Consider the following 25,579-nt stretch of genomic DNA (forward strand, 5'->3'; position numbering starts at 1 on the left):
ATTTTCCTAGTTGGCAAAAGTAAATCAATCAACCACCCGATGTGCGGACATAAATTTCTTGGCCTTGGGAATTGTAGATGACAATGGGTAAATTAGCATTCTCACTAATAACTGAGAGAGCTTCTTGTAAAATTTGCCAGTGACTATTTGTATTAGTTGTGGAGTCTGGATTTTCAGGATTAGCTGGTGACAACTCGCCTTGAATAGCTTGTTCATATTCAGGTGTGGTTCTGACAATAATTCCGGTGTAATTTAAAGTAAAAGTGCAAATGCGAATTTCAGCAGTACAAGTTTTATTTAAATCTACACGGGTTTGTTGCCAAGTATTCATCAGTTCGACTTTGGCTTGTGCTTGCTTGAGTTCTTCAGAATAAGGTGCAATTAGACTTTGTGCTTGGGTGTAGTACAAGCTATCTTGGGAAACATTTTTAGCGGTTTGTAAAGCTTGTTGCCAGTATGCGGCGGCGGCTTGCCATTGGTTGAGTTTTTCGTAGTCTTTGGCTTGTTTAGCAATGCTAAGTGCTTGTAAGTAGCTTTTAGCAGCTAATTGTTCTAGAGTAGCGCGATCGCGCGCCCTCGCAAATTGTGGTTTATATTCTATTAACAGCTTTTGTGCTTGAGGATAAGCTGGACTAGTCTGGGGAATGACACTTAAAGCGTTCACCGCAACTTGCCAAGTAGACTGTACCTTTTGCCATTCTCTTAAAGATTTAGCCGAAGTTTGCCACTTTATAGCTACACTAGCTACCTCTTTGGCGGCTGTTAGTTTTTTCAGCCATTGTTCTTGAGCAACTAACCGCTTATTAACAGTTTGCAAATTAATCCGATACTTCAGTAATTTAGGCTGAATGAAATTATAAAGTTCGCTATTGGGATTGACTGTCTCTAATGGAACGATCGCTTGCCGCCAGAGGTGTTGTCTAGCTTCTAATTCCTCTAAACTATTGGTGGCTGTTTGGGTTTTTTGTTCAGCCGTAGCACCTGTTTGCAAAGCTGTCACCACTTGATTAATTTTGTCTGACTGTTCGGACAGGGTGGTTTTGAGTTCCTCGGCTTGTTGATGACGGGGAGACCACTGAGGAATCACATTCAACGCCGCGCTAGTCGCCTCTAGTTGTTGTTTAACTCTAACTAATTCATTTTCTGACTTCGCACGATACATCAGCTGGCGAGATTCTGTTTTGAGTTGCATCGCAGTTTCTAACTCTTTGCACTCAGATATGACACAAGGCTGAGTTAATAAATAACCACCAACTCCGGAAACAACAATCACCAGTAAACCTACACCCAGCAACACAGGTGAGAATACTAATAAAGGTTTGCGGCGGCGCATTGTGCTTAAATCTGGTGCATCCTCTAGGGGATCATAAAGTGTTTCCGCTTCTGGCTCTTCTAAAGTTTCTGCAATAAATGCAGAGTTGATATTGATATTGTTAGTTCCAGAAAATGAGCCACTAGCTGGAAATGAGCCAGAATCAGAAAAGTCTTGTGTATTACCAGTTTCCCAAATACCTAAGTCTTCTTCTCTTTGCTTAACAGTAATTCCCCGCTTGGCATACGGAAGTTTTTCACTGGTCACTCTGATAAAGCATTGTATCCGTTGTTCCCTGTAGGTGGGTAGGGACTGGAGTGCATCCTCAAGCACTGCAAATACTTGTTCGATGTCAACCTTCACGCCGGGTGGATGTTGAATCAGAATCATTAACTCGTCTTTGTTAACCGCACACCTAATTTGGAAGACTTTACCCGATGGAACTTGTGCCAGAAGTTGTTCTTGCAAAGTTCTAGCTAACAGCTGTAAATCTTCTTGCTGGACTGCTACTTTCATAGAGCGTTCCCGCTGATTATCTATAATTGTTTTTTTATCTTTGAGCGAAATAAATGAATGACTTGAGTTTGTTGAATCCAGATGCACAATTTAACCAACCATAACCAGAAATAAAATAAACCAACTTTCTAACATAGATTTTGGCTGTTCTGGCGAAATCTAATATCAGTGATTATTCGTATTTTTATGATGAGACTTTTTTACCTGCGCGAATTTACTAATTCCGAATTAATTTAATCATGAGAATTAATGAGTCGAGAATTTATACATGCTGCTAATTTTAGACTGCTAAATTGGCAACTTAATGCGGTCTTTTATCATGTATTGATACATTAGCAGTACAGAATTTATGCCTAATTCTGCATCCAGACTCATAAATTATTTTGAGTTCAGAAGTAATTACAAATCAAAAATTGGGAATAATAAAATTTTTACCTTTAAACATAGTTTTTGGTCACGAGGAAACACTGTGTGCTTAATGTTTAACACACTCTTAACTTATTTGTTAACAGCCTCAAGTATAAGAAATCGACAATAGCGATCGCACTATTAGTTGAGTCGGTTGATAAGTCAAGTCTGAATGTTGTATTAGTTACAAAAATCTTTCAACTTAGAGAAAAAATACTAAGCTAAGGTTTTTGACACAACAGCTAATTTTGTTATATGCTGTCAATTTCACTGAGAATATTGGATAATATATAACTTTAGTTCTATGGGTTGAAGCTGGAAATTCATTTGCTACATTTGCTGAATTCGATAGAATTGATCCATCAAAAATTAATGTATACAGATGAACTAGACTTAATTCTGCAATTATGCTGCTGTAAAAAATCAACAACAGCACCACAAAAATACTTTTAGTAGTGGTAAAACAAGGTGCATAACGATGGATTTATTAGAATATCAAGTTAAAGAATGGTTTGGGAACATAGGCATTCCTGTTTTGCCATCTCAAAGGATAGATCATCCGACAGATCTCAAACGCCTAAAAATTAATTATCCCATTGTCCTCAAATCCCAAGTATACGCAGGCGAAAGGATTCACGCTGGTGGAGTCAGAATTGTTGAAACAACTATTGATGCGATCGCCGCAGCCCAAACTATTTTTAATTTGCCAATTTGGGGTCAATTACCAGAAGTTTTATTGGCAGAAACTAGATATGATAGCAAACAAGAATTTTATTTAGCAGTAGTTTTAGATACCGCTGTTTGCCGACCAGTACTTTTAGGTTGTAAAGAAGCAGATATTGACTGGGAATCAGCCGGAGAAAAATTACAGTACGTGGTAGTAGAACAAGAATTTTCGCCTTTTTATGCGCGACGACTAGCTTTGAAAATGGGTCTGCAAGGTGCGCTGATGCAGTCAGTCAGCAACGTTGTAGAAAAGATGTATGAGTTATTTATCCAAAAAGATTTAGACTTAGTAGAAATTAATCCCTTAGCAGTGAATGCAGCAGATGAGGTGATGGCCTTAAATGGCAAAGTCAGCATTAACGAACGGGCTATTGGTCGTCATCCAGAACTGGCTGAATTAGCCACAAAAATTAACAACCGTCACAGCAGCAACAACAAAAATCACAGCCGATTAAAAGACTTGAACAGTGCAGAAACCCAAGGCAAAATCGGGATTTTGGGGAATGGTGCAGGTTCGATTATGGCTACCTTTGATTTAGTCGTTAGTCTTGGGGGTAAGCCCAGTCATCCGCTGAATCTCCGACATGGTTTGTTAACTGATACTTTACCCACAAGTTTTGGCGATCGCCTAGCTAAAGGTCTGAATCTCCTCGCTGCTGACAAAAATATTCAAGTTATTCTCATTAATCTCCTCGGTAGTATTCCCCAAGCTGAAGCTACCGCCCAAGTAATTGCCAAATTTATTCAAGAGCATAGTGACCCTGAACGTACTCATAGCAGCCGCAGTCGTCGGGATTTATCTTTTCCTGGCTTAGTTGTGCGCTTGGCTGGTTCGGAATTGAATGTGGCTAAAGATTTACTAGCCACTTTAGAAAATCAAGGTGAAATTGTCTTGGTAGAAGATTTAGATGAAGCAGTGGCGCAAGCTGTTCGTCTGGCTAAACCAGCCACTTATCAATCTGTCAAGGCTAAACGCTAGAACTGATCAAATTTCCCATTTCCAACTTCAGACTTTTTATGAACTTAACGCCAGAGAGTAAAGTTATCATCCAAGGCTTCAGTGAATTTATCTCAGCAACTAATATTTTGCAAATGAAAGCTTATGGGACAAATTTGGTTGCGGGTGTTAATCCTGGTTTTGGTGGACAAACACAATATGATTTGCCAGTCTTTGATTTAGTTGAGGAAGTTGTTTCACAGTTCGGCACAATTGACACAACAATTATCTGTGTTCATCCATACCAATTATTAGATGCGGCTTTAGAAGCGATCGCCTCTAACATCCGCCAAATTATCATCATTACAGCGGGGATGCCACCATTAGATATGGTGCAATTACTTCGCAAAGCCGAAGCTTGTGAAACCTTGATAGTGGGGCCAAACAGTCCGGGGATCATCGTTCCCGGAAAAATTCTTTTAGGGACTCAGCCCAGCGAATTTTATACTCCCGGCCCTGTGGGAATTGTCAGCCGCAGCAGCACTTTAACCTACGAAGTCGCTAGGGAATTAACCAAAGCTGGTTTAGGACAATCAATTAGTGTCAGCATTGGGAGTGATGCAATCGTCGGTTCATCGTTTTTGCAATGGCTACAAATTCTGGATGAAGATGAAAATACACAAGCGATTGTGTTAGTTGGTCAACCTGGTGGTGGTAGCGAAGAAGCCGCAGCGCGATATATTACGGAAGCGATCGATAAACCAGTAATTGCCTATATTGCAGGTAGACAAGTACCACCAGTCAAAAATTGGCAACAAACTGGCACTTTAGCCGCAGTTATTGGCCGTGATCCTACTTTTGGTACAGCCCAAAGTAAATTAACAGCATTCAAAGAAGCAGAAGTTCCTGTGGCTGACCGTCCTTCCCTAATTCCTGAGTTGGTCAGGAATGAGTTGAAAGTCCTTTCGGTTGAATGACAGCAACAGCTTTGATGATCATAGGAAGCAATTAGTCTGAGTGCTGAGTATAAATCAACATTGACCGAATCTAACTGACTACAGCTATTGTTAAGTGAATCGCGCCAGTATACGCTGCCAAAGTTGTTTTAACCAGCACCACAGATGACTCAGCCATCCCCCAAATTTTGGTTGAGGTTCTACAGGTTAATCTTGTGGCGCAAGACGTTTAATGGCATAACAGCACTTGGCGAGACGCTTTAGTTATGGAATGAAGTTTGTGATTAATTAGTCACTTCAACACTCTCATTCAATCTACGAATGAGGCGTGATAACTCACGAATGATATTTACAGCAATTTCGGGAGTTTCTTCAATTGCGTCATAAAGTTGTTCTTGTGTGAGTTCTAAACATTCACAAGGTTCGATGGTAGTGGCGGTAGCAGAACGGGGCTGTGTATCAAATACTGCCATTTCGCCAAAGTATTTGCCCTGTTCTACTTCTGCCAAGAATTTATTGCCAATGTGGACTTTAACTCTACCTGATACCACAATGTAAAGCGATCGCCCTTCTTCACCCTGTCTAAAAATTGTGTAATTTGCTGGAAATGACAACTCGTGCATCACTGAAGTCAGTCGCACAATAAAATCATCCCGCAATTCCTTAAAAATCGGGACTCGGCGCACAAATAACAATCGGTCAACACTACTGAGCATAATTAAGAGTTAAGACACACCCATGCAGAATATCGGGCAATTTTGGGATTTTTGAATATGCGATCGCCATATTAACCGATAAAAATCACAACTAAGTACTGAGTTTGATTAATTTGATCATCACATTTTTTTAGCAAATTCTCAAAAACAACAGCCGCATCCAGAAAAAATTAGGCTGGCGGTTGCTGTAGCTAAATCTATCACGACAAACGATGAATAGGGTGTTTATGAGTAAATTATATTACTGCTAACTTTCATCAATACGTATTAACACAGAAATATTCCTAGAACAGAATTGCTGTTTCCCGCCAGAAGCTGAAAGGTAATCAACTGCGATCGCTGATGCTCATGTTTGATGAAATCTCGGTAATGAAGCATCAAACCATATTACTAATTACGAGAGAATTTTAGATATAGCGGCTCAAGATATTTTGAATTCCGGCGGGATTGGCAAAAAAATCACCGATATTGCAAAAGGACTTTCATCAACATCCAAGAAAACTGCTCTGAAGAATATACCCCAAGAGTGTTTGGCATGACCGTGGTCATAAGCTGTTAAGCATTTAATTTGCACATTGAGGCCGCAGGGGAGCAGGGAGCAGGGAGCAGGGGAGAGGGTTTGCAGCTTGTATTACCATGAACATGGTGCAACTTAAATGACGATTAGCTTACCTACCTCGGTAGCTACCCAAATAGATAATTTATGAAAATACAGATTTTTGACGAAAAATAAGGGTAATTTTCCGAAATAGTAATAAACAGTTTTGAAGTAATTTTTAGACTTAGAAAAAGTTTTCTAAAGTTCAACAATAATTGCACATCAAAGATTTAAGGTGAAAATTATGCTTGTTTCTACTTTTGAGCTTCTCGTCAAACGACAATTTCCTAAACAGGAAGATATTCCTGTAAAAGTGCCATTAGATTTAAAAGCTAAGATTGACAAGCTTAGTCGTACAGTTATCCAAGGCTATTTTCTAACTATTAGTAATGTTAATGCTTTTGATGTAACTGTTTCTCTGATATTCACGATAGTCTCTAATCCTCCTGTAAATATTCAGGAACTTGTCGGCTTTATTGATGTAGATGAGAGTAATATGTTGGCTACTATTGAACCGGATTTTGCTCCTAACAAAATCAGATTTACTAGAACTATTCCAGCTAGTGACACAGGTTTATTTCTTCTACAGCCCAACATTCTTAAACCAGAATTATTAAAAAATGAAGAGTTTGAGGTTAGAGGTTATGTAGAAATTTTTATATCCTCTCTTTCGACAGGTTATAACTCAGCTAAATTACTCTTGACTCCTGAGCATCGAGGAACATTTTACAAAAACTTAGATGCAGAGGCAACTAAAGTTCAGCTAGATCAAATTGCCTACTCTGTGCCTACCTCTCATGGCGGTTCTCTGTTTGAACTTTCCTACCATTAAAATGTGAGTTAAGCTAACATAATTAGCTTTGTAACAAGCCTCATTCATGCTGAATTTTATTTAATTCATGAATGAGGCTTGTTTTCTACTAAAAATATTTCTGTATTTCACCCAACTGAGAAGCGTTATATATTCTCAGCAATCTATAGTAAAGCTTTGTGCAATACAATCCTTAATAAATAGTTCATATTTTTGTCATATTTTTGCCATAGATCTGTCAATAAGACGTGTGATGCTATAGCTCTGGATTGATATTCCAGTTTACGCATAAGAGTTCAATCAGGCATAAGCTCTGATGAAATCGACTCGTCAAATCAAAATTGTTAAATTCTTCATAATTAAGAAGGAAAAACACCATGAATTGGAAAGTAATTGCTTTAGTCCCGGCTCTAGCTCTAGCTACTGCTTTACCTGCATATTCTGTCACTAAAAAAACTCCTAATCCAACTACTACAACACAAGTTAAACCACAAAATCTCCAACAAAGTAATACTACGAAAAAAACTACTACTGCCCAAAAGTCTAATATTAGACAAAAATCTACTAATGTCGCCAAGCGTAGTAATGTGCTGACAGTAGGTAGCAAGGGAGATTCTGTCAAAAATGCTCAGATTTTGTTAAAGAAACAAGGATTTTATACCGCAAGTGTCAATGGTATTTTTGATAAGAATACACGCGCAGCAGTAATTAAGTTTCAAAAATCTAAAGGCTTAAGAGCCGATGGCATAATTGGCCATAGAACTTTAACGGCTCTCCAGTAATTATATTGTTTGTTCGGTATCTTTCAGAGCGCGGGTGAGCCGAGGTGCATACTTCGACTGCGCCGAGTAATACCGTTTCACTTTAAGTTTGATACAAATAGACCGCAGGGGGGCGGAGGAGAAATTATTCGTATCATTTATTTAGTGAAATGGTATAACTAGGGCAGAGAATTTAATCTTTCTCCCCTATGTACATAAAATTGATCCATGATTATTTAACCTTGCAGACGAGCAATTACACAGTGAATCACTGTTATTTCATTAATAATGCGCTCTAGTTCTGTCGATAGAGGGGTTTGTTCACGTACTGCTTGTAATGTAGGAGTTAAAATCTGAGATTGTGTGGCAATTTCTGATAAACGAGCAGTATGTAACTGTGCAATTTGATTGTGAATTAATTCAAGATAGTTATCCATATCTGGTAATGGTTGGGGTGGCATTCCTCGTTGTAGACTATCTGCTAAGTTTTCTAAAACTTGCACAATGTTATCTGTCAGTTGTTGGAGTTCAGTAAATTGGTAGTCGCCGCTAAATTCTCGCAGATGTTCTGCAAGAGTTGTCACCGAACTGAACAAGCAACGAATATAAAATATCAAGGTCATTACAGGTTCGATTTCGCCTTGAACATGACGAGGTTCGCTGAATAATCGTTGAGCCGCAGCTGTCGCATTGGCATTCTCTAGGGCTGCTTGATGGCGTAGAGTATTGATAGCAGCAAACACATTTTGTTCTGGATGAAGATAGTTAGCAATAACTTGCTGAAAGTAGGCAAGATTGGCGCGAATAGTTTTTTCTAGTTGTATGGGAAGTTGCTGTCGTTCCCAACGCGGGAACAGCACATAGCTACCAACCAAGGCTAAAACACCCCCAAATAGGCTATCAATAATCCGTAAAACTCCCACTTGCCAGCCACCTGCACTAATCAAGTTGAGGAGTAAGATAATGGCGGGAGTGAGCAATATCGTAAATATGCTGTAGCTTAAAGGTCGCACTGACATAGCAATAAACACCAACAGCAGTAAACAAAATGCGATCGCACTTTGATTCTTAACTAATAAAATCAGCACAATCCCCATAATTCCCCCCAAAATCGTCCCGATGACTCTTTGGACTGTGGTCTCGGATGTGCCACCAAAGTTGGGTTTGAGGGCGACTAAGGCTGTTAAAGTAATCCAGTAACCTCTAGGTAGTTGCAATATTGCGGCGATAAATTCTGCAAATGTTGTAATTATTGCTAGGCGCAGCGCATGGCGAAAGCTGACGGAATCAAAAGTAAAGTTATTTCGCAATGTATCAAGAATTGCCGCAGGCTGTGACTGAGGTAGAGGGGAAATTTCTGCTTGAGAAATCCGACGCTGTTTTCCTTGCCTGAAATCTGTAATAATCTCTGCATCAGTATGAATTTGTTGTGCCAGATTGAGCAAACTGCTGGTAATCTTCCGCAGTTGAACTAAATTGTTATAATTATCTGTTTGAAAGTTTGTTGTTTTGATAACCTGAGAACGCAGAACTTGCCATTGATGTTGTAATGCCTCAACTGTGCGATCTAAATCTCCTAAATGCACTGAGGTTTTCTGTGTGGCAATGGCTTTTGATAACATTTGTAGAGCAATTGCCAATTGTTCTATAACTTGTTGAATCTCTCTTTGTAACTGAGAAAATAATTGATGTTCTGATGCGATCGCTAATAATTCATTCAGTGCCACAACAGAATTAATAATTTGATTAGCATCCTCAATTAAAACTAATAAATTATTTCCCTGCTGGTTGGCACCTTTCTGCACAGTCCATCTAGCTGTCCAAACACTACGGGCAGATGTTAAATTTTGAATTACCGTATCTTGAGCTTGCAAAAATTGTTCTGTCCACTCTTGAATATTCTGGGAATTTAATACTCTCTCGTTGGCTAAATCCACAAATTTACTCAACGAGAGATAACAGTTAGCAACAGTTTGCATTACAGGGTCATCAGGTTGCACCACCCAAATGCCTAATGATAGTAAAGTTGTCCATGTTCCCCCAGCTAGACATAGTAGACAGTGTAGAATCAGGGTCGGAAAATTGGTAAATGTCGCAAATCTAGCCAAGGCAATCACAAACATAATGGAAGTAACCAAGCTGATAGATGAGGCTACATTGCCATACAGACCTGCTAAACCTGCGATAAATATCACGACAAACGTCGTCGGGATTGCTAACCAAAGATGACCGCTAACCAGGCTGGCGATTAAAAATACTGTCGTGACTGCAATGGTAGTTGCAATCATCGCCTTTAACTGCTGGCGATAAGTACCATCAACGTTTACCATCCCCACAAACCAAGCAGCCAGAGTCGCGATCGCACTTGCAGCCGCATTACCAGTAATTATGCCAAAACCAATGGGAACACCCAAAATTAACAAGCTACGAAAACCTGAGAAAATAGCGGGTTTACCTGGCTTGAGTTGAAACTGCTGCAACAACCAACTAAAAGAACGTTTATTTGGGAATGGCATTATGCTGCTGGTGATTCACTGATTTATTGTGCAGAAATTAGAGCATCTAGGAAATATGCCTCAAGGACGAAAACAGCGATCGCTTTTAAACCACTATGTTTCGATCATCAACAATAAAAGGCGATCGCCTGGGTTATGAGTGGTGCGATCGCCTTTTAAAATTAATCTATCAATTACTAATTATTCCCATTCGGACGTTGAATAATTGTTTCCACAACTCTTCGCTTCGCTTTTGGGTCAATTCCTACTAAACGCACATACTCACCGCTATATTCAGTCAGATGTGACTCTAAAGTTGAGATCGCATCAGACTCAGCATCAATGTGAATTGTACCGCAACTCTGCCAAGCACCTGTGCGGAAACGGCGTTCATCTACATGTTCAAAAGTAACTTTGTGACCTTGAGATAAAATTTGCCGAATTTGTTCTTGTGTTTCTAGAGATACATGAGTATTTAATGGTTCCGATTGACGAGATCCATTAGTAGATGGCTGACTAACTGGGGTTTCTACCTTTGGTGGTGCTGCTTGATAACCTTTACCTCGATTCAAGCGATTATATTCATCCACCAACTGCGAATTTTCTACTCGTTTTTGTTCACCCACCATAAAATGACCAGACTCAATTAAATGAGACAAATTGAAATTTGGCTTTTTAAATGTTGGTGGCCCTTCCACGCTATTTACTATACGCAAAGATATATGTTCAAACCCTATTTCATGGATAAATTTCCGGATTTGCTCATCATAAATTCGGGAACGCACAGCACTAAAAAAGTCTATTGATTGATTTGGAAAAGTATCAACAAACTGTTCAACTTCTCGTGCTGAAAGTCCATCGTCTGCAAAAATCCCACCAACAATTCCCACTTTTTCATCACGGTTAGGTTCCCAATAAAATTTTTCCATCCGTCCGTCCCTAATTAACGGTGCATACAAAGTGGAAAAATCATTACCTGTAACAATAATTGGTACACGCCGTATCGGGTTTGAATCATAACTTCCCGGTAATTGCACATCTGTGGGATTATCGGCAATATTCATCAGTGTGGCATTTACCAACTGTGTGTTGACAGTATATTGAGTGCCTTCATCAAAGCGTCCTGCACCTGCATCTAAGTCGTTAATCATCAGCACGCACATTCTACCGCGCACTTTGACTTGTTCTGCTGTTTCCCGATAGCGCAACCGAATCAACCGCGCCGGATCTCCTGCATCTGGACTTTCCAATTCACCACCAGAAATGAGTGTGACTTCCACACCCATTTTTTCAAAAGCTAACTCACACTGAAAGGTTTTTCCTTCACCTTTACGTCCATGAATGCCTAAAATCAAAGGAACTCTCACACCAGGAAGATTCAAGAAGTTCTTAGTGATGTGAACAGCAATTTTATCCAGAAATCGAGGAGCAATATAATAACTCATAATTATTGCGAGTGAGGACTAATTAAACAATGCTAAGTTTTTTTGGTGACTAATGTTGACTAATCTTTAGATATAAATTCAGCATCACTATCACAAACGCTTTATAGGGTGAGCATCAAAAATTTTACTACTTTCTCACAGTGATATTTTTAATCAGATGCTGTCATAGCCAGAGACTTCCTAGGAATTTTCTTGCATCTAGCATAAGCAATTCTTATTTAAACCAATTTAACCAAGCATCCCAATTATCAACAATTTCAGCAAGTTCAGCATAACCTGTGGCTTGCGGATGAGCGCCATCATAATTTTTTGCTTCTTCTATCCAAATGTTTGATTTAATTAATATCGGAAAAACGTTGAGATAAGGCACATCTAATCGTTGACAAACTAAAGCAAATTCCTGCGCTAAATTGCCAATTCTCTGATTCTGTTCTGTCTCTGTAGATGGTGGCGGACTAATCATTAAAACAGGATATAACTGTTTAGCTACGCTCAAAATATCATGAGTATTTTTCAGCGAGTCTGCAATAGCAACGCGAGTTTTACCATTCTCTAGAGTTGTATCATTTACGCCAAAAGAAAATACAACTCTACCATCATATTCTTTTGGTAAACGATAAGTAACTTCTCTGTGCCAACGATTTTTCAGTTCAGTACTGGTTTCTCGCCTTACACCTAAATTATAGTATGTGATTTCATGACCTTTTTTATGAGCATTTACACAGATTCTCCCTGTCCAACCAAGACATTCTGGGTCGCCTGTCCCGTTAACAAAAGATTCGCCTAAGAAGCAAATTCTAACTTCAGATAGAGGTTTTATATTCATAAATATAGTTTAAATTTTTGTGTTCTCTATTTTTTGGTAATCTTGAGCGATCGCACATTTTAGTAGATGTTACATAACCTCTCTCTGAAGATTCAGGAAAAATATTTTCAATTAATTTAATAATCAATTATATAAATACAAATTATTGTGATATAAACTCGCAAACTTTAATCATCTGTATATAAATTATAAACTTATGGTGAAAAAAGTAGTTATTGTTGGTGCTGGGCCAAGTGGTCTGTTATTGGCTCATTACTTGTTGCGTCGTGGAGATAATTATCAAATCGATATTTATGAACGTCGCAGTGATCCTCAGATTGTTTCATTTTCTAAATCCAGAACTTATCCCATTTCTCTTAACGAAAGAGGAATGAGCGCTTTGAGACAAATTGAGGGATTAGAAGCCGCAATCAAAGCGATAAGTTTACCAATGAACGGCACTATTTTTCATCAAAAAAATGGCAAGACGAGATATACTCCTCGACAACATCCTTTATTTACTCTTGATAGAACAAATTTAGCGATCGCGCTTTTAGAAGACTTAACTAGTAAGTACAATCATCATCAATTAAACATTCATTTCGACTGTCAATGTCAGCAAGTTGATTTAACTACTAAGACAATAAAGTTCACAACTATTGCCGAAGAATCAGAAAAAATATTTACTGTAAATTATGATTTTTTAGTTGGTGCAGATGGAGCCTCGTCTGCGGTTAGAGAAAGTTTGAATTCGACAGAATGTTTTAAATGTGAACAAAAACCAATAATAACGGATTATAAATCATTTATATTACCTATTGAACATACAAGTTCAAGTATTAATTTAGCAGAAGATAAAATTCATTCTTGGATGCTCAATGATGGCACAGTGGTTCTATTGCTGCATCAATTAGGCGGAATAATGAGTGGGATTATTCACTTTCCGCATCAACAAAATCAAGTGAATAATCTTGCCACAAGAGAAGAAGTACTCCAATTCTTTCGAGAAAATTTTCCAGAAATTGGTCAGTTAATGCCAGACTCAGAAGCAGAAGATTTTCTGCATAGACCAGCATCAACAGTTGTCACAGTTCGGTGTAATAGTTACCATCATGGCGATAGTGTACTGCTAATAGGAGATGCTGCTCATGCTGTTTCCCCATCTATTGGTCAAGGTTGCAATGCAGCACTTGAAGATGTCTTGATGTTTGACCAGCTTTTAGATAAATATTCAGACAATATCGAAGAAGCTATTGCACAATTTACTGTGCGCCGTCAGCCAGATGGTTATGCTTTAGTAGAACTTGGAGATAATGCGTTTCCTTTATCTCAAGGATTATTTATTGAGTTTATGTTAAGAGAGTGGACGACAAAAATTATCCACAATATATTTCCTCAAGTTTTTTCTCAACCACTGTTTTATTTAATCTCAGAAACGACTGTTCCTTATTCAGAAATTTTGAATGTATATCAAGGTTGGATTGCCAAAGTCAAAAAATCTAATGCTAAGTTTTAAAGATGTTTGTTGCAGTAGCGATCGCTCTAGTCTAAAATCCTCAAATTAATCATTATCATCGGACTCAAAGATATTCACTTTCTGTTGAGTTTCTGTTACTTCACTCTGACTAAATTTAAATCCAATTGATTTATTGATGCGTTTTACTCCACTCAGGGTAATCAATGTCAGCAGTCCTCCTAATAATCCCATTTGCCATAAACCACAGCCAATTGCAGCACCTAGTCCTGCGGCTGTCCATACGCAAGCAGCAGTAGTTAAATTCCGCACTTTAGGAGTAGCACTTTTTCTGGGAGATTCTTGTAAAATTAATCCGGCTCCGAGAAATCCTACTCCAGTAGCAACACCTTGAATTGTCCGACTTAGGGCATTAGTTGCAGCGTATGGACTATCACCTTCAGCCTGTAAGGGAATCATTACGAACAAGGCAGCACCCATACTTACTAACATAAATGTTCTCATTCCGGCTGGTCTACCACCTTGCTGACGGTTAAACCCAATCATACAACCTACTAGCAGCGCCATAATTAGCCGGAATCCTATATGTGGCCAATCATCTGAAGTAATAAACATCGGCCCCATTGTTTTATCTCCTTACATATAAAACTAAATTTAGTACTTACTGCCAATAGCTAAATTGACTACTTAATGATGTGTATAAAATAAAGTACGGTAAAGCTATTGGCTTTATGTAATTTAAGGTTAGTTTAACAAAAAGATAACAATAAGTAAATTAATACACACTAGAAAAAAAGTAGGCAAAGAATAGTAAATCCAAAATTTTTAGGTTTCGTTTTGAGTTTTTTCTTGATTAGCTAACCTGAAAATAGGAACAAGGAAAATATTTTTATACTTTGTTTGTGTTGTTACTAGCACCTAGCAACCTCAGTTGCAAAAAATCCCTTGCTTACATGAGTTCAATGTGTGATACTCTTGATGCAAGACAAAATACGGTAAATCGATAAAGTTACCGTTTTTAGTAAGGATAAGACTCATGCAGCTACTATGGTTCATCCCCACCCACGGCGATGGGCGTTACTTAGGAACAGCAACAGGCGGGAGGTCTGTTAGCTTTCCGTACTTTCGACAAATTGCCCAAGCCGTGGATGACCTTGGTTACACAGGGGCATTATTACCCACAGGTAGATCCTGTGAAGATGCCTGGGTTGTCGCATCAACTTTAGTATCCCTCACCCAACGGATGCGTTTTTTAGTAGCGATACGTCCGGGGTTGATGTCGCCGACTGTAGCAGCAAGGATGGCGGCGACGTTTGACCGTCTTTCTGGGGGAAGATTGCTAATTAATGTTGTGACTGGTGGTGATCCGGTGGAGTCGGCTGGAGATGGCTTGCATTTGAATCATGATCAGCGTTATGAGTTAACAGATGAATTTTTAACGGTATGGCGATCGCTAGTCAGCAGCGAAACAGCTAACTTTAAAGGTGAGTATTTAGATATTCAAGATGGCAAAATCTTGTTTCCGCCTGTGCAGCAACCTTATCCGCCGTTGTGGTTTGGTGGTTCTTCTGCTGTTGCCCAAAAAATTGCAGCCAAGCACGTCGATGTTTACTTAACTTGGGGTGAACCACCGGCACAAGTTGCGGAAAAAATTGCCGCAGTTCAAAGACTTGCAGAGGCAGAAGGTAGAACTTTGCGGTTTGGTATTCGTCTGCATGTGATTGTGCGGGAAACCGAGAGTCAGGCTTGGGATGCAGCAAATGAATTGATTCGCTATGTAGATGATGAAGCGATCGCCAAAGCCCAAAAAGCATATTCCCGGATGGACTCTGAAGGGCAACGTCGTATGAGTCAGTTACACAAAGGCAGTCGAGAAGCCCTAGAAATTAGTCCGAATCTCTGGGCTGGTGTGGGTTTAGTGCGGGGTGGTGCAGGTACAGCCTTAGTAGGCAATCCCGATACAATCGCCACCAGAATGCAGGAATATGCAGACTTGGGGATTGAAACCTTTATTCTGTCAGGTTATCCCCACTTAGAAGAAGCCTATCGCGTTGCAGAATTACTATTTCCGCGTTTACCGTTAGAAAATTTACCCAAAGTCGAAACACAACATATCATCAGTCCCTTTGGGGAAATTGTTGCTAACCAAGATTTTCCCAAAAACAACGCGCGGGAAAAAGCCACATCCATATCTTAGTTTGAGAAATCAGGAACTTAATTATATGACTCGGATTTTAGCGATCGCTGGTAGTCCTTCCCATCCTTCCAGAACCTACGGAATTTTGGAATATGCCACCAAACTATTAGCAAAAGAAGGCTTACATATAGACATTATTTCCGTGCGGGATTTACCTGCGGAAGATTTATTGTTTGGCAAATATGACAGCCCTGCCTTAGAACAGCCTAAAGCTTTATTAGCCCAAGCTGACGGGGTAATTATTGCCACCCCAATCTACAAAGCTGCTTATACAGGTGTACTCAAAGCCTTTTTAGATTTATTGCCACAAAAATCATTGACAGGAAAAGTCGTCTTACCTCTGGCGACTGGCGGCACAATTGCCCATTTGTTAGCTATTGAATATGCCCTCAAACCCATCCTGGGCGAGTTAGGCGCACGCAATATTCTCGCCACAGTGTATGCAGTAGACAAACAAATTCAAAAACAACCTGATGATAGCGTCCTGCTAGACGAAGAACTCGAACAAAGACTCAAAGATGTTTTACAAGAATTCATCAAAGCTGTGAAATTTTCTGCGATTGAATCTCCACAACTCGCACACGCCAATTAATATCGTGTTCGGTGAAAGGTTCACCGGATAGGATAAAAGGCACAAGTTTATACCTCCGCTTATTTGCTACAGATGGGTAAATTTTATCCATCTGTTTACTTTTGGAAATTTATTCAGTTTAATATCTAGATTTTTATTTTCAAACCAAAGACTAACCGCGATATGATGCTCTGTGCATTTGTGGTTGATTTTGCAAAAAAATGCTTGATTGGCTTTATCGTTACCCTACCCTCTACCCTGGTGTTTTACTCAAACGCTACAAGCGCTTTTTTGCCGATGTGCAACTTGCTGATGGCCAAATAGTAACCGCACACTGTCCCAATACAGGGCCAATGACGGGAGTCTCAACCCTTGGTAGTTTAGTACAGTTATCTAAAAGTGATAATCCTAACCGTAAACTGGCTTACACCCTCGAACTAATTCAAGTACAAGATAACCAACCAACTTGGGTAGGTGTCAATACAGCCTTACCTAATCGCATCGTTAAACTAGCTTTAGCAAAATATTTATTTCCAGAATTGGGTAATTACAGCCAAATTCAAGGTGAAGTGGTTTATGGCTTAGATAAAAAAAGTCGTGTAGATTTTTTGTTAACAAGTAGTGATACAGAACGCCCGATATATTTAGAAGTAAAAAATACAACTTGGGCGCAAGGAACTTTAGCATTATTTCCTGATACAGAAACCACCAGAGGACAAAAACATTTACGAGAACTCATGGCGCTGTTACCCTTAACACGTTCTGTCATGTTGTACTTTATCAACCGAAGTGATTGTACAGAATTTGCCCCTGGTGATACTACAGATCCAGTATATGGGCAGTTATTACGGCAAGCGATCGCCCTCGGTCTAGAAGTGTTACCTTGTCGGTTTGATATCTCCCCCGAAGGTATCCGTTATTTAGGTTTGGCTAAATTAATCATTTAAACTACTTGGTGATTGACCAACATCAGCAACGCACTTCTTTTTAAAGGGGCAAACGGCCGTTCGCCCTTACACCTGCTTAAATTTACGTGAATTCGATGGCAAAACCCCTCTCCAAACCTCTCACGCCAGTCGCCTCTCCTCCTCAGAGACGCTGCGCGAACAAGTCGGGAAACCCGCCCACGGCGCTGGCTCCCCGACGCGGAGAGAGGCTTAAAAGTCTGATTATTTCGTCCTAAGTTGTAGATTTTTAGCCCCTTCCCTAGAAGGGAAGGGGTTGGGGTTAGGTTTCATCGAACTCACGTTAAAGTTGATGAGCCACGAGAAAAGATTCGACTTCTGCGGCGGTGGGTTGAGAAGCGATCGCACCTGGTTTAACCGTAGTCAATGCTCCCACAGCACTAGCATAAGTAACAATCCGCTTGGCTGTATCGGCATCTGCTAATTTCTGAATACCATGCTGACTTAGTTGGTGGATAAATCCTGCCAAAAAGCTATCTCCTGCGCCAGTTGTGTCAGCTACTTTTACAGGAAAAGAAGGTAACACACCTTCGCTTCCACCTAAACAATAAGCACAACCTTTATCACCATCTGTCACCAGCACCCCTTCCACAGAATTTAAACGGTAAGTAATAGCTCCTGCATCTGCGGTATCAAATAGCCATTCGGCTTCTTCTTTAGAGAGTTTGAGAAAGTCAACGCGCTTAAATATGTTTTTAATTTTTTGCCGCGCGATATTTTCGTCTTGCCAAAATACTGGTCGCCAGTTTACATCTAGCACTATTTTCAGGTCGAATTGTTCTGCTAAATCTAAAGCGCGATAAACTGCCTGTTCGCTGTCAGGATAGGCTAATTCTAAAGTACCCAAAACGAGAAAATCTGCCTCTTGAAACAGCAAAGTGGGTAATTGCTTGGCTTGTAGACGGGTGTCGGCAAATTCAGATGTATCATATTGACCAAAGCCAGCGAAAGTGCGATCGCCTGCTAAATCACGCACCACATACACCTGTCGCGTTGGCGCAGTCGGATGGCGTTGTACACCCGTTATATCTACACCAACTTCTTGTAGTAACTCAACCAGCGCATTCCCCGGTTCATCTTCACCCACGGCTCCGACAAATCCGGCGGTAGTTCCCAGTTTCACCAAAGCACAGGCTACATTAGCTGGCGCTCCTCCGGGATAAGGAGTCCAAGACTGTACTTCCTCTAGCTTTAGCCCCAACTGATCGGCTAAACAATCAAACAGAATTTCACCAAGACACAAAACACGGGGATTGCTCATCTCAATTTTAGATTTGCGATTTGGGTTTAGGAAGGAAGGAAGAATCCTGATATCAGAATTCAAAAATAAATACTGTTCAAAATTTTTCTACCTGAACTCTGAATTCTAAATTCTGAGTTTTCCCTGTTGACCCCTGACTTTTCAGGTCTTGTGAGGTCAGTATAAAATCTACAATAATCTTCATTATCTGTCGCCAGTCCTTCATAGAATTAAATAGCAATTTTTATCACTCTTACGGAATATGTAGGCTCTAATTCCTGCTTTTGCTTTTTAAGGATTAATACTTGATTAAATATTAAATAAAGTATAGTAAATAACTTATAGTCAAGTATTAGTAAATTTTTCATCCAGTTAAACTTGAAAAAAATTATTGTCAATCGTATTGCAGCTAACACTTCAAATCCCTACCAACAAAAGAATCTTCTAGAATTAAATAGAGTGATTAAGTACATATACCAAAGAGAGGATAGAATCAGTCATGGCTGGTGGCGAGTCTCAGACCCCTGTTACTCTGTCAGACAGAGAACTGCAAATTATCGACTTAGTGGCCGCTGGCTTAACTAACCAAGAAATTGCAGCAAAACTAGAAATTAGCAAACGAACAGTTGATAACCACATCAGCAATATTCTTACCAAAACCCAAACCGAAAACCGCGTGGCTCTCGTCCGTTGGGCTTTACAGTGGGGAAAGGTTTGCTTGAATGATGTTAATTGCTGTTCCCTACCTAACCAGAACGAGTGAATTATGTGCTACTACAGATGCGGTCAATGGCGTTTGGCAGATGCCATAAATCGCGTCTTAATATAGCGATAAATTTCGTCTGGCGTGCAGCTACGACAGTTAGACGGTTCACTGCTTGTTTTCCTCCTCACGCATCTATTTCAGCGTGAACCTTTAGTTCTCGCTCGCATCAACATCAGGCAGAACAGATTACTTAGTTATTAGTTATCGTGCAAGACTGTTACTGTTGATGCAGTTTTACCAAACTGCATCAACGGTACATTTCACCATATTTAAAAAGATATTTATCCAGTCATCAATAAAAATTAGCAATAAACCCTTGCCACAAGCGCTACATTTGTAAGAAATCTATATTGCTCCATCAGTTTGGGGAGCAGTGTTGCTATGGAAACTTCTGCTTCTGTTCAAGGTAACTTGTCTTCCTTTAACTTTTTTAACTTTGACTTCACTACGCCTCAATCTACCTTAGATGCTGATTTACTCAGACAGCTATCATTCGTTCCTGGTTTGAAAGAAATACTTATGCTGCGGCAAGTTCACGCCCTAGAACATGCTACTGTCTGGGTTCTAAGTGAAACAAAAAACGCCCATACTCCCCCAGGAAGACCAAATACAATTCAACTTGATAACGAATTATTGAGCGGTTTATCTACTGATCAAGGATTTTACCTTTATGGTGAAGTGAATATTAGCAACTTGCGGCGTGCCGTAAGTCAAGCCCTGTATCGCCTAACACATGGTGAATGGGATTTAGCAGTACATCCCCGTTGTGGTACGAATTTATCAGTAACAATGTTGTTAACAGCTGGACTAGCTGTAGGTGTCAATTTGTTATTACCTTTCCGGCCAGTTGAACAATTAATTGGTTTAGGACTAGCAGCGACAACAGCAGCAGAAATTGCCCCAGATATAGGTTCCATCGCTCAACGTTATTTGACAACGGCTATTCCTTTTAACCTGACCGTAGAAAATATTACTGTGAATCGTGATGTTTGGGGCAGGCAAGGGCATTTTATCAAGGTAAAATGGCGAGAACCTGATTCGTAATTTGTAATTTGTTATGCGAAAACTTTATTTCCTACTTCCTGGAACCAGTGGCAAGTTTGCCTGTGGTGGTCTCTGGGCAGAACTAAAAACATTGAAACTTGCTCAACAAATTTGTTGTGCGGAAGTTGTCACTTACCGCCAAAGAGAAACAGATAAGATATTTTTAAATGACTTGCTCAAAGCACAAAATTTAAATGATGTAATTTTTGTCATTAGTTGGGGATTTGATGTTGCTAAATTAGCTCACAAACTGAAGCAACAAAATGTGGTTTATCATGCCCATAGTTCTGGTTACAAGTTTAATTTACCTGCAAGTATTCCCATTATTACTGTGAGTCGCAACACATTGGGTTATTGGGGTCAAAAGTCTCCCAATACTCTACTGTATTATTTACCAAATGAAATTAGCCCTGAATTTAAAAATTTACATATAAATCGAGATATTGATGTGTTAGTGCAGGCGCGAAAGTCTTCTGAATATTTATTAACCGAGCTAATTCCTGCATTAAAACAAAAATGTAATGTGCAGGTAGTTGATTATTATGTAGAAGATTTACCAGGATTATTTAATCGGGCTAAGGTTTACCTTTACGATTCGGCAGAATACTGGGCGCAACAAGCTGTCAGCGAAGGTTTTGGATTGCAACCAATGGAAGCTTTAGCTTGTGGATGTCAGGTATTCTCTAGCATCAATGGTGGACTTTCAGATTATTTAGATCCTGGATTTAATTGTTATAAAATTGCTGGATATTCCCAAGAATATGATGTTGCCAGAATTCTTAAAGTAATTCAAGCTTCATCGGGTTTAAGTTTGTCAGAACAGGTGCTGAATGAGTACCGCTATGAAAATATTGTTCAAAGACTAGAAATAATTTTAGATGAATTAAATGAGTTTTTTGACCACAAACAGCATTATCAATCTAATATCAAAAATTTGACGCAAATAAGATTAAAAAAATTAATAATTAAAAGTATATATACTAAAGTGAAGAAAAAATATTTTCAGGGTTAATTAGCGCGGAATCGTAAGATTACTGATATTGATGGATAACTGTGCCAGTTTTGCTAATGGAACACAGTAAAATTGACAGGAGATTACATTTTAATTGCTTGCGGATAACATGGAATTGCACTTGTAGGTATCACACATAACTTAAATTCAGGGGTTAAAGGATGAAACGCCCATTTATAACTTTAGCTGTGGTTGTCAGTGCGATCGCCCTTGCTCGTCCTGTCCAAGCTCAATCAGCCGAAATCGCGCCACTGACTATCGAACGCAACGAAGCTGCTACCCTGATCACTGAACCAATTACAATTAACAGTAGCGCAGTTAACGCCAGCGATCGCGCTCATGCCTTAAGACAAATCGCTGAGTCTATCGGCCGAGTCAGGGAAGAAAAAGGATGTAAAAGTATCAAACCTTTAGAAATTCTTAACGATCCTGAAGCGGCAATTAAGGAATGCGAAAAGCCAAATAATAGCCAACCTACTCAACGTAACGGCGAACCAGTAGATTACTTAAAAGTTCCTCGTCTAGACTCTGGTGGTGTCAGTTTGACGGTTACTCAGTTTTAAAACAATCTCCAAATAATATTGATTTGTGAAAATTAGTCAACTTTATATCCTCGAATTCTTGAAGAATTCGGGGATATATTTTTTGATAAATTAATAATTTCAGGCTTTATTCAATCACAAAAGATTGAATCATTTTTTCCACTATCGGCAAAAATTTTTGATAATCTTCCAGGTTTGCAGTATAAGTAATAATATACGCATTATCATTTTGTAAAGTCCAAACTTGTAGACTTTTTAGCCGACCAGTATCACTCTTACCTGTAAATACTAGTTGGTTTGCCCGTTTATTTGCCAGTGTTGTTTCATTGGAACTTTCTATTTGGGCATCATCTATAGTATTTTTAACTTCTCGAATAAATAAATCTTTTGACTCATCTAAAGTACTAGAAAGTGGTTCGACTCTAATAGTCAAAATTTCGGGAAACTGGTCTGCATCACTTTGTTTAGGTGATAAAAATGTGACTATATCTTGAGTCACTGCATTGGGTGTTTCTTGGACTGACCAATTTTCAGGATAGTTAATTTTTACTCCCTGAGCAGCATAGTTGAGAAAGTTAGTTGTGTTAATTTTTAGTTGAGATAAAATTATCACTCCTACTGCCACTGCTACTGTAATTCCTAACCCCGTCACAAATCTTTTTGGCAAAGATTGTTGTAGTTTAGTTAATGGTGCTTTGTCCAGCATTTCTAATGCTTGCAATACTGACTCGGCTGTAGGGTAACGCTGACGAAAATCATAGCGCACCATTTTATCTAAAATACTGGCAAACTGTGGGCTAACTTTGACTTTGTTACGCCAATCAATTTCCCCTGTAGCTGGGTTTCTGGGTAATGAATGACTACCACCCGCTGGATTTATCCCTGTTAAAGCCAGAATAGCAATGATACCCACCGCATAGATATCGCTACTTAAATGAGGATTACTATTAGCTTGTTCACTCGGCATATAACCAGGTGTACCAATAGCCACAGTAAAACTTGTTTGCCCAGAGGTGCTAGTCATTTGGGTACTAACTTGTTTAACTGCACCAAAGTCAATTAAAACTATTTTGCCATCTGATTCTCGGCGGCGAATATTCTCTGGTTTAATGTCACGATGAATGACATGATTTTGATGCACAAATGCTAAAACAGCCAGTATATCTTTTAACAGTTGAATAACAGCAGATTCAGTTAATTTATCACTGTAAGGCGGGAGTTCTTGTTTGAGATCATGACCGGGAATAAATTCCTGCACTAAAAAGAATTCTTCATTTTCGGCAAAGTGAGCCAATAATTGCGGAATTTGGTCATGTTTTCCTAACATTTCCAAAATAGCGGCTTCTAAATCAAAAAAACGTTTAGCTGCATTTAAAGTGTAGGGATCATTAGCCAGTGGCTTAAATTGCTTGACAACACACTGGGGATTTCCCGGTCGTTGCATATCTTGAGCTACAAAAGTCGTGCCAAATCCGCCTCGTCCCAATTGAGTCAGAATTTGGTAGCGTCCCCCGACCGTTTGACCCAGCATGAAGTTTCCCCTCTCTTTGAGAATAACTACTCACTGATTTGTTAATCTTGATTTTTGCACATACAGCAGAATTCAGAATAAGTTTCTATCTGTCATAAAGTTCTCAGTGGTGACTGACAGCCAGTAGAGTTGACATATAGCAATCCGGTTTGATGTGTAAACTACTCGTAGAGACAGGGAGTAGATGTGTAAGCAACTCATTGAGGATTGCTAGATGAATTGTGATTTCTGAATTCTCAGTGCTGGGTTCTTGAAACTGCATCTCCTATGTTTAATAAATACAAGTAAATAAATTGAAGTTTGCTTATGAGTATTAGTCTGTGCATGATTGTGAAAAATGAAGAAACCGCGCTACCAAAGTGCCTGAATAGTGTTAAAGATTTTGTTGATGAAATGGTAGTTTTAGATACAGGCTCTAGCGATCGCACTGCCGAAATTGCCCAACAATTTGGGGCAAAAGTACATCATTTTCAATGGTCAAATAATTTTAGTACTGCCCGCAATGCAGCTTTAAAATATGTCACTGGTGATTGGGTGCTGGTTTTAGATGCGGATGAAGTATTGACTCCCAGCATTGTGCCACAGTTGCAAGAGGTAATCCAAAGTGATGAATATATCTTAATTAATCTGATCCGCCAAGAAGTAGGTGCAATTCAATCTCCCTATTCTTTAGTTTCGCGCTTGTTTCGCAATCATCCCGAAATTCGCTTTGAACGGCCTTATCATGCTTTAGTCGATGACAGTGTAGCGGCAATTTTACAAAAAGAACCTCATTGGCAAGTCGGTTATTTGCAGGGTGTAGCAATTCTGCATACAGGATATCAGAAGAGTGCGATCGCGCAAAATAATAAATCGGTCAAAGCTCAAGCCGCAATGTTAGAGTTTCTTTCCACCCATCCCAATGATCCTTATGTTTGCAGTAAATTAGGGGCGCTCTACGTTGAAACTGGCAAAATCTCACAAGGTGTAGAGTTATTGCAACGTGGACTTAACCAAGCAACTGGTCAGTCAGTACCGCAAAAAAACTTAGCTTGTATGGCAGCAAATCAATCAGAAGAAAACTACGAAATCTTATATGAACTCCACTATCATTTAGGCATTGCTTATAATCATTTAAAAAAGCCACAACTATCCCTAGAACATTATCAAGCTGCCATTAAATTACCAATTTATCCGATGCTAAAATTGGGAGCATATAACAATTTAGGCAACTTACTTAAAGATGCAGGCGATTTAAACAGTGCTAAAAAAGCTTACGAAACAGCTTTAAAGATTGACCCAGACTTTGTGACTGGACATTATAACTTAGGAATGACATTAAAGGCTTTGAATTTGTTTACTGATGCGATCGCGTGTTATCAAAAAGCCATCAGATTGAATCCTTATTATGCAGAAGCATATCAAAATTTAGGTGTAGTGCAGCTAAAAGTTGGCAATCTCCAAGCTAGTAAGACAGCTTTTAAAAATGCGATTCTGCTACACGAACAGCAGCATAATCTTGAAGAAGCAAAAAGACTGCGCCAAGGTTTATACGAGATAGGATTAATCAGGTAAAGACTCATTCCCATTTTAGATTTGAGATTTTGGATGAGAAACTTGATGGGCTATTCCCGAATTTGGGATTGAGGCAACTTGTGAGCCGGAAAATTACGTAATAATAAAAGAAGAGTATTTTTTTAGCAGAGATATTGAGTATCAAATTCATACTTAATATCTCGCTGAAAACTAATGATTGCCTCTTTGAGCATTAA

General features: G+C 39.3%; 21 protein-coding genes. 13 read left to right on the plus strand and 8 right to left on the minus strand.

Going from position 1 to position 25,579, the window contains the following annotated elements:
- Positions 1 to 28: 28 nt before the first annotated feature.
- Positions 29 to 1,828: a hypothetical protein gene (locus AC504W_RS27195; protein ID WP_494879495.1), complete on the minus strand. Its 1,800-nt coding sequence runs from the start codon at positions 1,826 to 1,828 to the stop codon at positions 29 to 31.
- A gap of 886 nt (positions 1,829 to 2,714) precedes the next feature.
- Here AC504W_RS27195 and AC504W_RS27200 point away from each other — a divergent pair.
- A complete protein-coding gene (locus AC504W_RS27200; RefSeq protein WP_494875370.1) occupies positions 2,715 to 3,941 on the plus strand; it encodes an ATP-grasp domain-containing protein in 1,227 nt (408 codons plus the stop codon).
- A gap of 38 nt (positions 3,942 to 3,979) precedes the next feature.
- Positions 3,980 to 4,876: a succinate--CoA ligase subunit alpha gene (locus AC504W_RS27205; protein ID WP_494875371.1), complete on the plus strand. Its 897-nt coding sequence runs from the start codon at positions 3,980 to 3,982 to the stop codon at positions 4,874 to 4,876.
- Between the two features lie 263 nt (positions 4,877 to 5,139).
- Here the strand turns inward: AC504W_RS27205 and AC504W_RS27210 are convergent, their stop codons facing one another.
- Positions 5,140 to 5,571, minus strand: coding sequence for a cyclic nucleotide-binding domain-containing protein (locus AC504W_RS27210; RefSeq protein ID WP_015112880.1), 432 nt, complete (start codon positions 5,569 to 5,571; stop codon positions 5,140 to 5,142).
- 842 nt (positions 5,572 to 6,413) lie between these two features.
- On the opposite strand from AC504W_RS27210, the gene AC504W_RS27215 reads away from it, so the two are divergent.
- Entirely contained in the window at positions 6,414 to 7,001 is a 588-nt protein-coding gene (locus tag AC504W_RS27215) for a hypothetical protein (protein ID WP_494875372.1), read from the plus strand.
- 356 nt (positions 7,002 to 7,357) lie between these two features.
- On the plus strand, positions 7,358 to 7,762 hold the full coding sequence (locus AC504W_RS27220) for a peptidoglycan-binding domain-containing protein (protein ID WP_494875373.1): 405 nt from the start codon (positions 7,358 to 7,360) through the stop codon (positions 7,760 to 7,762).
- Positions 7,763 to 7,977: 215 nt separating this feature from the next.
- Here AC504W_RS27220 and AC504W_RS27225 read toward each other — a convergent pair whose 3' ends face one another.
- The 3 genes from AC504W_RS27225 to AC504W_RS27235 form a co-directional block, all read right to left on the minus strand.
- Positions 7,978 to 10,257 carry an FUSC family protein gene (locus AC504W_RS27225; RefSeq protein WP_494875375.1) on the minus strand — a complete coding sequence of 760 codons (2,280 nt, stop codon included), beginning with the start codon at positions 10,255 to 10,257 and terminating at the stop codon, positions 7,978 to 7,980.
- A 176-nt stretch (positions 10,258 to 10,433) separates the two neighbouring features.
- Positions 10,434 to 11,681 (minus strand): RuBisCO small subunit-like domain-containing protein, encoded by a 1,248-nt coding sequence (locus AC504W_RS27230; protein ID WP_494875376.1) that lies wholly within the window; start codon positions 11,679 to 11,681, stop codon positions 10,434 to 10,436.
- Positions 11,682 to 11,895: 214 nt separating this feature from the next.
- Positions 11,896 to 12,507 (minus strand): GDSL-type esterase/lipase family protein, encoded by a 612-nt coding sequence (locus AC504W_RS27235; protein WP_494875377.1) that lies wholly within the window; start codon positions 12,505 to 12,507, stop codon positions 11,896 to 11,898.
- Between the two features lie 196 nt (positions 12,508 to 12,703).
- Between AC504W_RS27235 and AC504W_RS27240 the strand changes: the two genes are divergently transcribed.
- Complete coding sequence (locus tag AC504W_RS27240; protein WP_494875378.1) at positions 12,704 to 14,002, plus strand: FAD-dependent oxidoreductase; 1,299 nt, start codon at positions 12,704 to 12,706, stop codon at positions 14,000 to 14,002.
- 45 nt (positions 14,003 to 14,047) lie between these two features.
- Here the strand turns inward: AC504W_RS27240 and AC504W_RS27245 are convergent, their stop codons facing one another.
- The gene (locus tag AC504W_RS27245; RefSeq protein WP_494875379.1) at positions 14,048 to 14,584 is read right to left on the minus strand and encodes an MgtC/SapB family protein; all 537 of its coding nucleotides are present in this window, start codon (positions 14,582 to 14,584) and stop codon (positions 14,048 to 14,050) included.
- A gap of 412 nt (positions 14,585 to 14,996) precedes the next feature.
- Between AC504W_RS27245 and ssuD the strand changes: the two genes are divergently transcribed.
- The 3 genes from ssuD to sfsA all read left to right on the plus strand — a co-directional run bounded on the left by ssuD (position 14,997) and on the right by sfsA (position 17,675).
- Positions 14,997 to 16,157: an FMNH2-dependent alkanesulfonate monooxygenase gene (gene ssuD / locus AC504W_RS27250; protein WP_494875381.1), complete on the plus strand. Its 1,161-nt coding sequence runs from the start codon at positions 14,997 to 14,999 to the stop codon at positions 16,155 to 16,157.
- A gap of 25 nt (positions 16,158 to 16,182) precedes the next feature.
- A complete protein-coding gene (gene ssuE, locus AC504W_RS27255) occupies positions 16,183 to 16,749 on the plus strand; it encodes an NADPH-dependent FMN reductase (RefSeq protein ID WP_494875382.1) in 567 nt (188 codons plus the stop codon).
- Positions 16,750 to 16,949: 200 nt separating this feature from the next.
- On the plus strand, positions 16,950 to 17,675 hold the full coding sequence (gene sfsA, locus AC504W_RS27260; protein ID WP_494875383.1) for a DNA/RNA nuclease SfsA: 726 nt from the start codon (positions 16,950 to 16,952) through the stop codon (positions 17,673 to 17,675).
- Between the two features lie 301 nt (positions 17,676 to 17,976).
- Here sfsA and AC504W_RS27265 read toward each other — a convergent pair whose 3' ends face one another.
- Positions 17,977 to 18,954 carry a carbohydrate kinase family protein gene (locus tag AC504W_RS27265; RefSeq protein WP_494875384.1) on the minus strand — a complete coding sequence of 326 codons (978 nt, stop codon included), beginning with the start codon at positions 18,952 to 18,954 and terminating at the stop codon, positions 17,977 to 17,979.
- A 478-nt stretch (positions 18,955 to 19,432) separates the two neighbouring features.
- Here AC504W_RS27265 and pedR point away from each other — a divergent pair, with 478 nt between their 5' ends.
- The 4 genes from pedR (at position 19,433) to AC504W_RS27285 (ending at position 22,318) form a co-directional block, all read left to right on the plus strand.
- The gene (gene pedR / locus AC504W_RS27270; protein ID WP_096581660.1) at positions 19,433 to 19,696 is read left to right on the plus strand and encodes a photosynthetic electron transport-dependent transcriptional regulator PedR; all 264 of its coding nucleotides are present in this window, start codon (positions 19,433 to 19,435) and stop codon (positions 19,694 to 19,696) included.
- Between the two features lie 384 nt (positions 19,697 to 20,080).
- A complete protein-coding gene (locus AC504W_RS27275) occupies positions 20,081 to 20,743 on the plus strand; it encodes a DUF6391 domain-containing protein (RefSeq protein WP_494875385.1) in 663 nt (220 codons plus the stop codon).
- A gap of 13 nt (positions 20,744 to 20,756) precedes the next feature.
- Positions 20,757 to 21,755 (plus strand): glycosyltransferase, encoded by a 999-nt coding sequence (locus tag AC504W_RS27280; protein WP_494875386.1) that lies wholly within the window; start codon positions 20,757 to 20,759, stop codon positions 21,753 to 21,755.
- A 161-nt stretch (positions 21,756 to 21,916) separates the two neighbouring features.
- A complete protein-coding gene (locus tag AC504W_RS27285) occupies positions 21,917 to 22,318 on the plus strand; it encodes a hypothetical protein (RefSeq protein WP_494875387.1) in 402 nt (133 codons plus the stop codon).
- Positions 22,319 to 22,424: 106 nt separating this feature from the next.
- On the opposite strand, the gene AC504W_RS27290 is transcribed toward AC504W_RS27285, so the two are convergent.
- Positions 22,425 to 23,828, minus strand: a complete 1,404-nt coding sequence (locus AC504W_RS27290) for a protein kinase domain-containing protein (protein WP_494875388.1) — start codon at positions 23,826 to 23,828, stop codon at positions 22,425 to 22,427.
- Positions 23,829 to 24,134: 306 nt separating this feature from the next.
- Here AC504W_RS27290 and AC504W_RS27295 point away from each other — a divergent pair, with 306 nt between their 5' ends.
- On the plus strand, positions 24,135 to 25,382 hold the full coding sequence (locus AC504W_RS27295; protein ID WP_494875389.1) for a glycosyltransferase family 2 protein: 1,248 nt from the start codon (positions 24,135 to 24,137) through the stop codon (positions 25,380 to 25,382).
- The last annotated feature ends 197 nt before the right edge of the window (positions 25,383 to 25,579 follow it).

The sequence above is a fragment of the Nostoc sp. C96 genome, assembly GCF_059384975.1.

Excerpts from the sequence above, each read along its gene's own strand:
- AC504W_RS27195 (WP_494879495.1), bottom strand. The coding sequence starts at position 1,828 with ATGAAAGTAGCAGTCCAGCAAGAAGATTTACAGCTGTTAGCTAGAACT.
- AC504W_RS27200 (WP_494875370.1), top strand. The coding sequence starts at position 2,715 with ATGGATTTATTAGAATATCAAGTTAAAGAATGGTTTGGGAACATAGGC.
- AC504W_RS27205 (WP_494875371.1), top strand. The coding sequence starts at position 3,980 with ATGAACTTAACGCCAGAGAGTAAAGTTATCATCCAAGGCTTCAGTGAA.
- AC504W_RS27210 (WP_015112880.1), bottom strand. The coding sequence starts at position 5,571 with ATGCTCAGTAGTGTTGACCGATTGTTATTTGTGCGCCGAGTCCCGATT.
- AC504W_RS27215 (WP_494875372.1), top strand. The coding sequence starts at position 6,414 with ATGCTTGTTTCTACTTTTGAGCTTCTCGTCAAACGACAATTTCCTAAA.
- AC504W_RS27220 (WP_494875373.1), top strand. The coding sequence starts at position 7,358 with ATGAATTGGAAAGTAATTGCTTTAGTCCCGGCTCTAGCTCTAGCTACT.
- AC504W_RS27225 (WP_494875375.1), bottom strand. The coding sequence starts at position 10,257 with ATGCCATTCCCAAATAAACGTTCTTTTAGTTGGTTGTTGCAGCAGTTT.
- AC504W_RS27230 (WP_494875376.1), bottom strand. The coding sequence starts at position 11,681 with ATGAGTTATTATATTGCTCCTCGATTTCTGGATAAAATTGCTGTTCAC.
- AC504W_RS27235 (WP_494875377.1), bottom strand. The coding sequence starts at position 12,507 with ATGAATATAAAACCTCTATCTGAAGTTAGAATTTGCTTCTTAGGCGAA.
- AC504W_RS27240 (WP_494875378.1), top strand. The coding sequence starts at position 12,704 with ATGGTGAAAAAAGTAGTTATTGTTGGTGCTGGGCCAAGTGGTCTGTTA.
- AC504W_RS27245 (WP_494875379.1), bottom strand. The coding sequence starts at position 14,584 with ATGGGGCCGATGTTTATTACTTCAGATGATTGGCCACATATAGGATTC.
- ssuD (WP_494875381.1), top strand. The coding sequence starts at position 14,997 with ATGCAGCTACTATGGTTCATCCCCACCCACGGCGATGGGCGTTACTTA.
- ssuE (WP_494875382.1), top strand. The coding sequence starts at position 16,183 with ATGACTCGGATTTTAGCGATCGCTGGTAGTCCTTCCCATCCTTCCAGA.
- sfsA (WP_494875383.1), top strand. The coding sequence starts at position 16,950 with ATGCTTGATTGGCTTTATCGTTACCCTACCCTCTACCCTGGTGTTTTA.
- AC504W_RS27265 (WP_494875384.1), bottom strand. The coding sequence starts at position 18,954 with ATGAGCAATCCCCGTGTTTTGTGTCTTGGTGAAATTCTGTTTGATTGT.
- pedR (WP_096581660.1), top strand. The coding sequence starts at position 19,433 with ATGGCTGGTGGCGAGTCTCAGACCCCTGTTACTCTGTCAGACAGAGAA.
- AC504W_RS27275 (WP_494875385.1), top strand. The coding sequence starts at position 20,081 with ATGGAAACTTCTGCTTCTGTTCAAGGTAACTTGTCTTCCTTTAACTTT.
- AC504W_RS27280 (WP_494875386.1), top strand. The coding sequence starts at position 20,757 with ATGCGAAAACTTTATTTCCTACTTCCTGGAACCAGTGGCAAGTTTGCC.
- AC504W_RS27285 (WP_494875387.1), top strand. The coding sequence starts at position 21,917 with ATGAAACGCCCATTTATAACTTTAGCTGTGGTTGTCAGTGCGATCGCC.
- AC504W_RS27290 (WP_494875388.1), bottom strand. The coding sequence starts at position 23,828 with ATGCTGGGTCAAACGGTCGGGGGACGCTACCAAATTCTGACTCAATTG.
- AC504W_RS27295 (WP_494875389.1), top strand. The coding sequence starts at position 24,135 with ATGAGTATTAGTCTGTGCATGATTGTGAAAAATGAAGAAACCGCGCTA.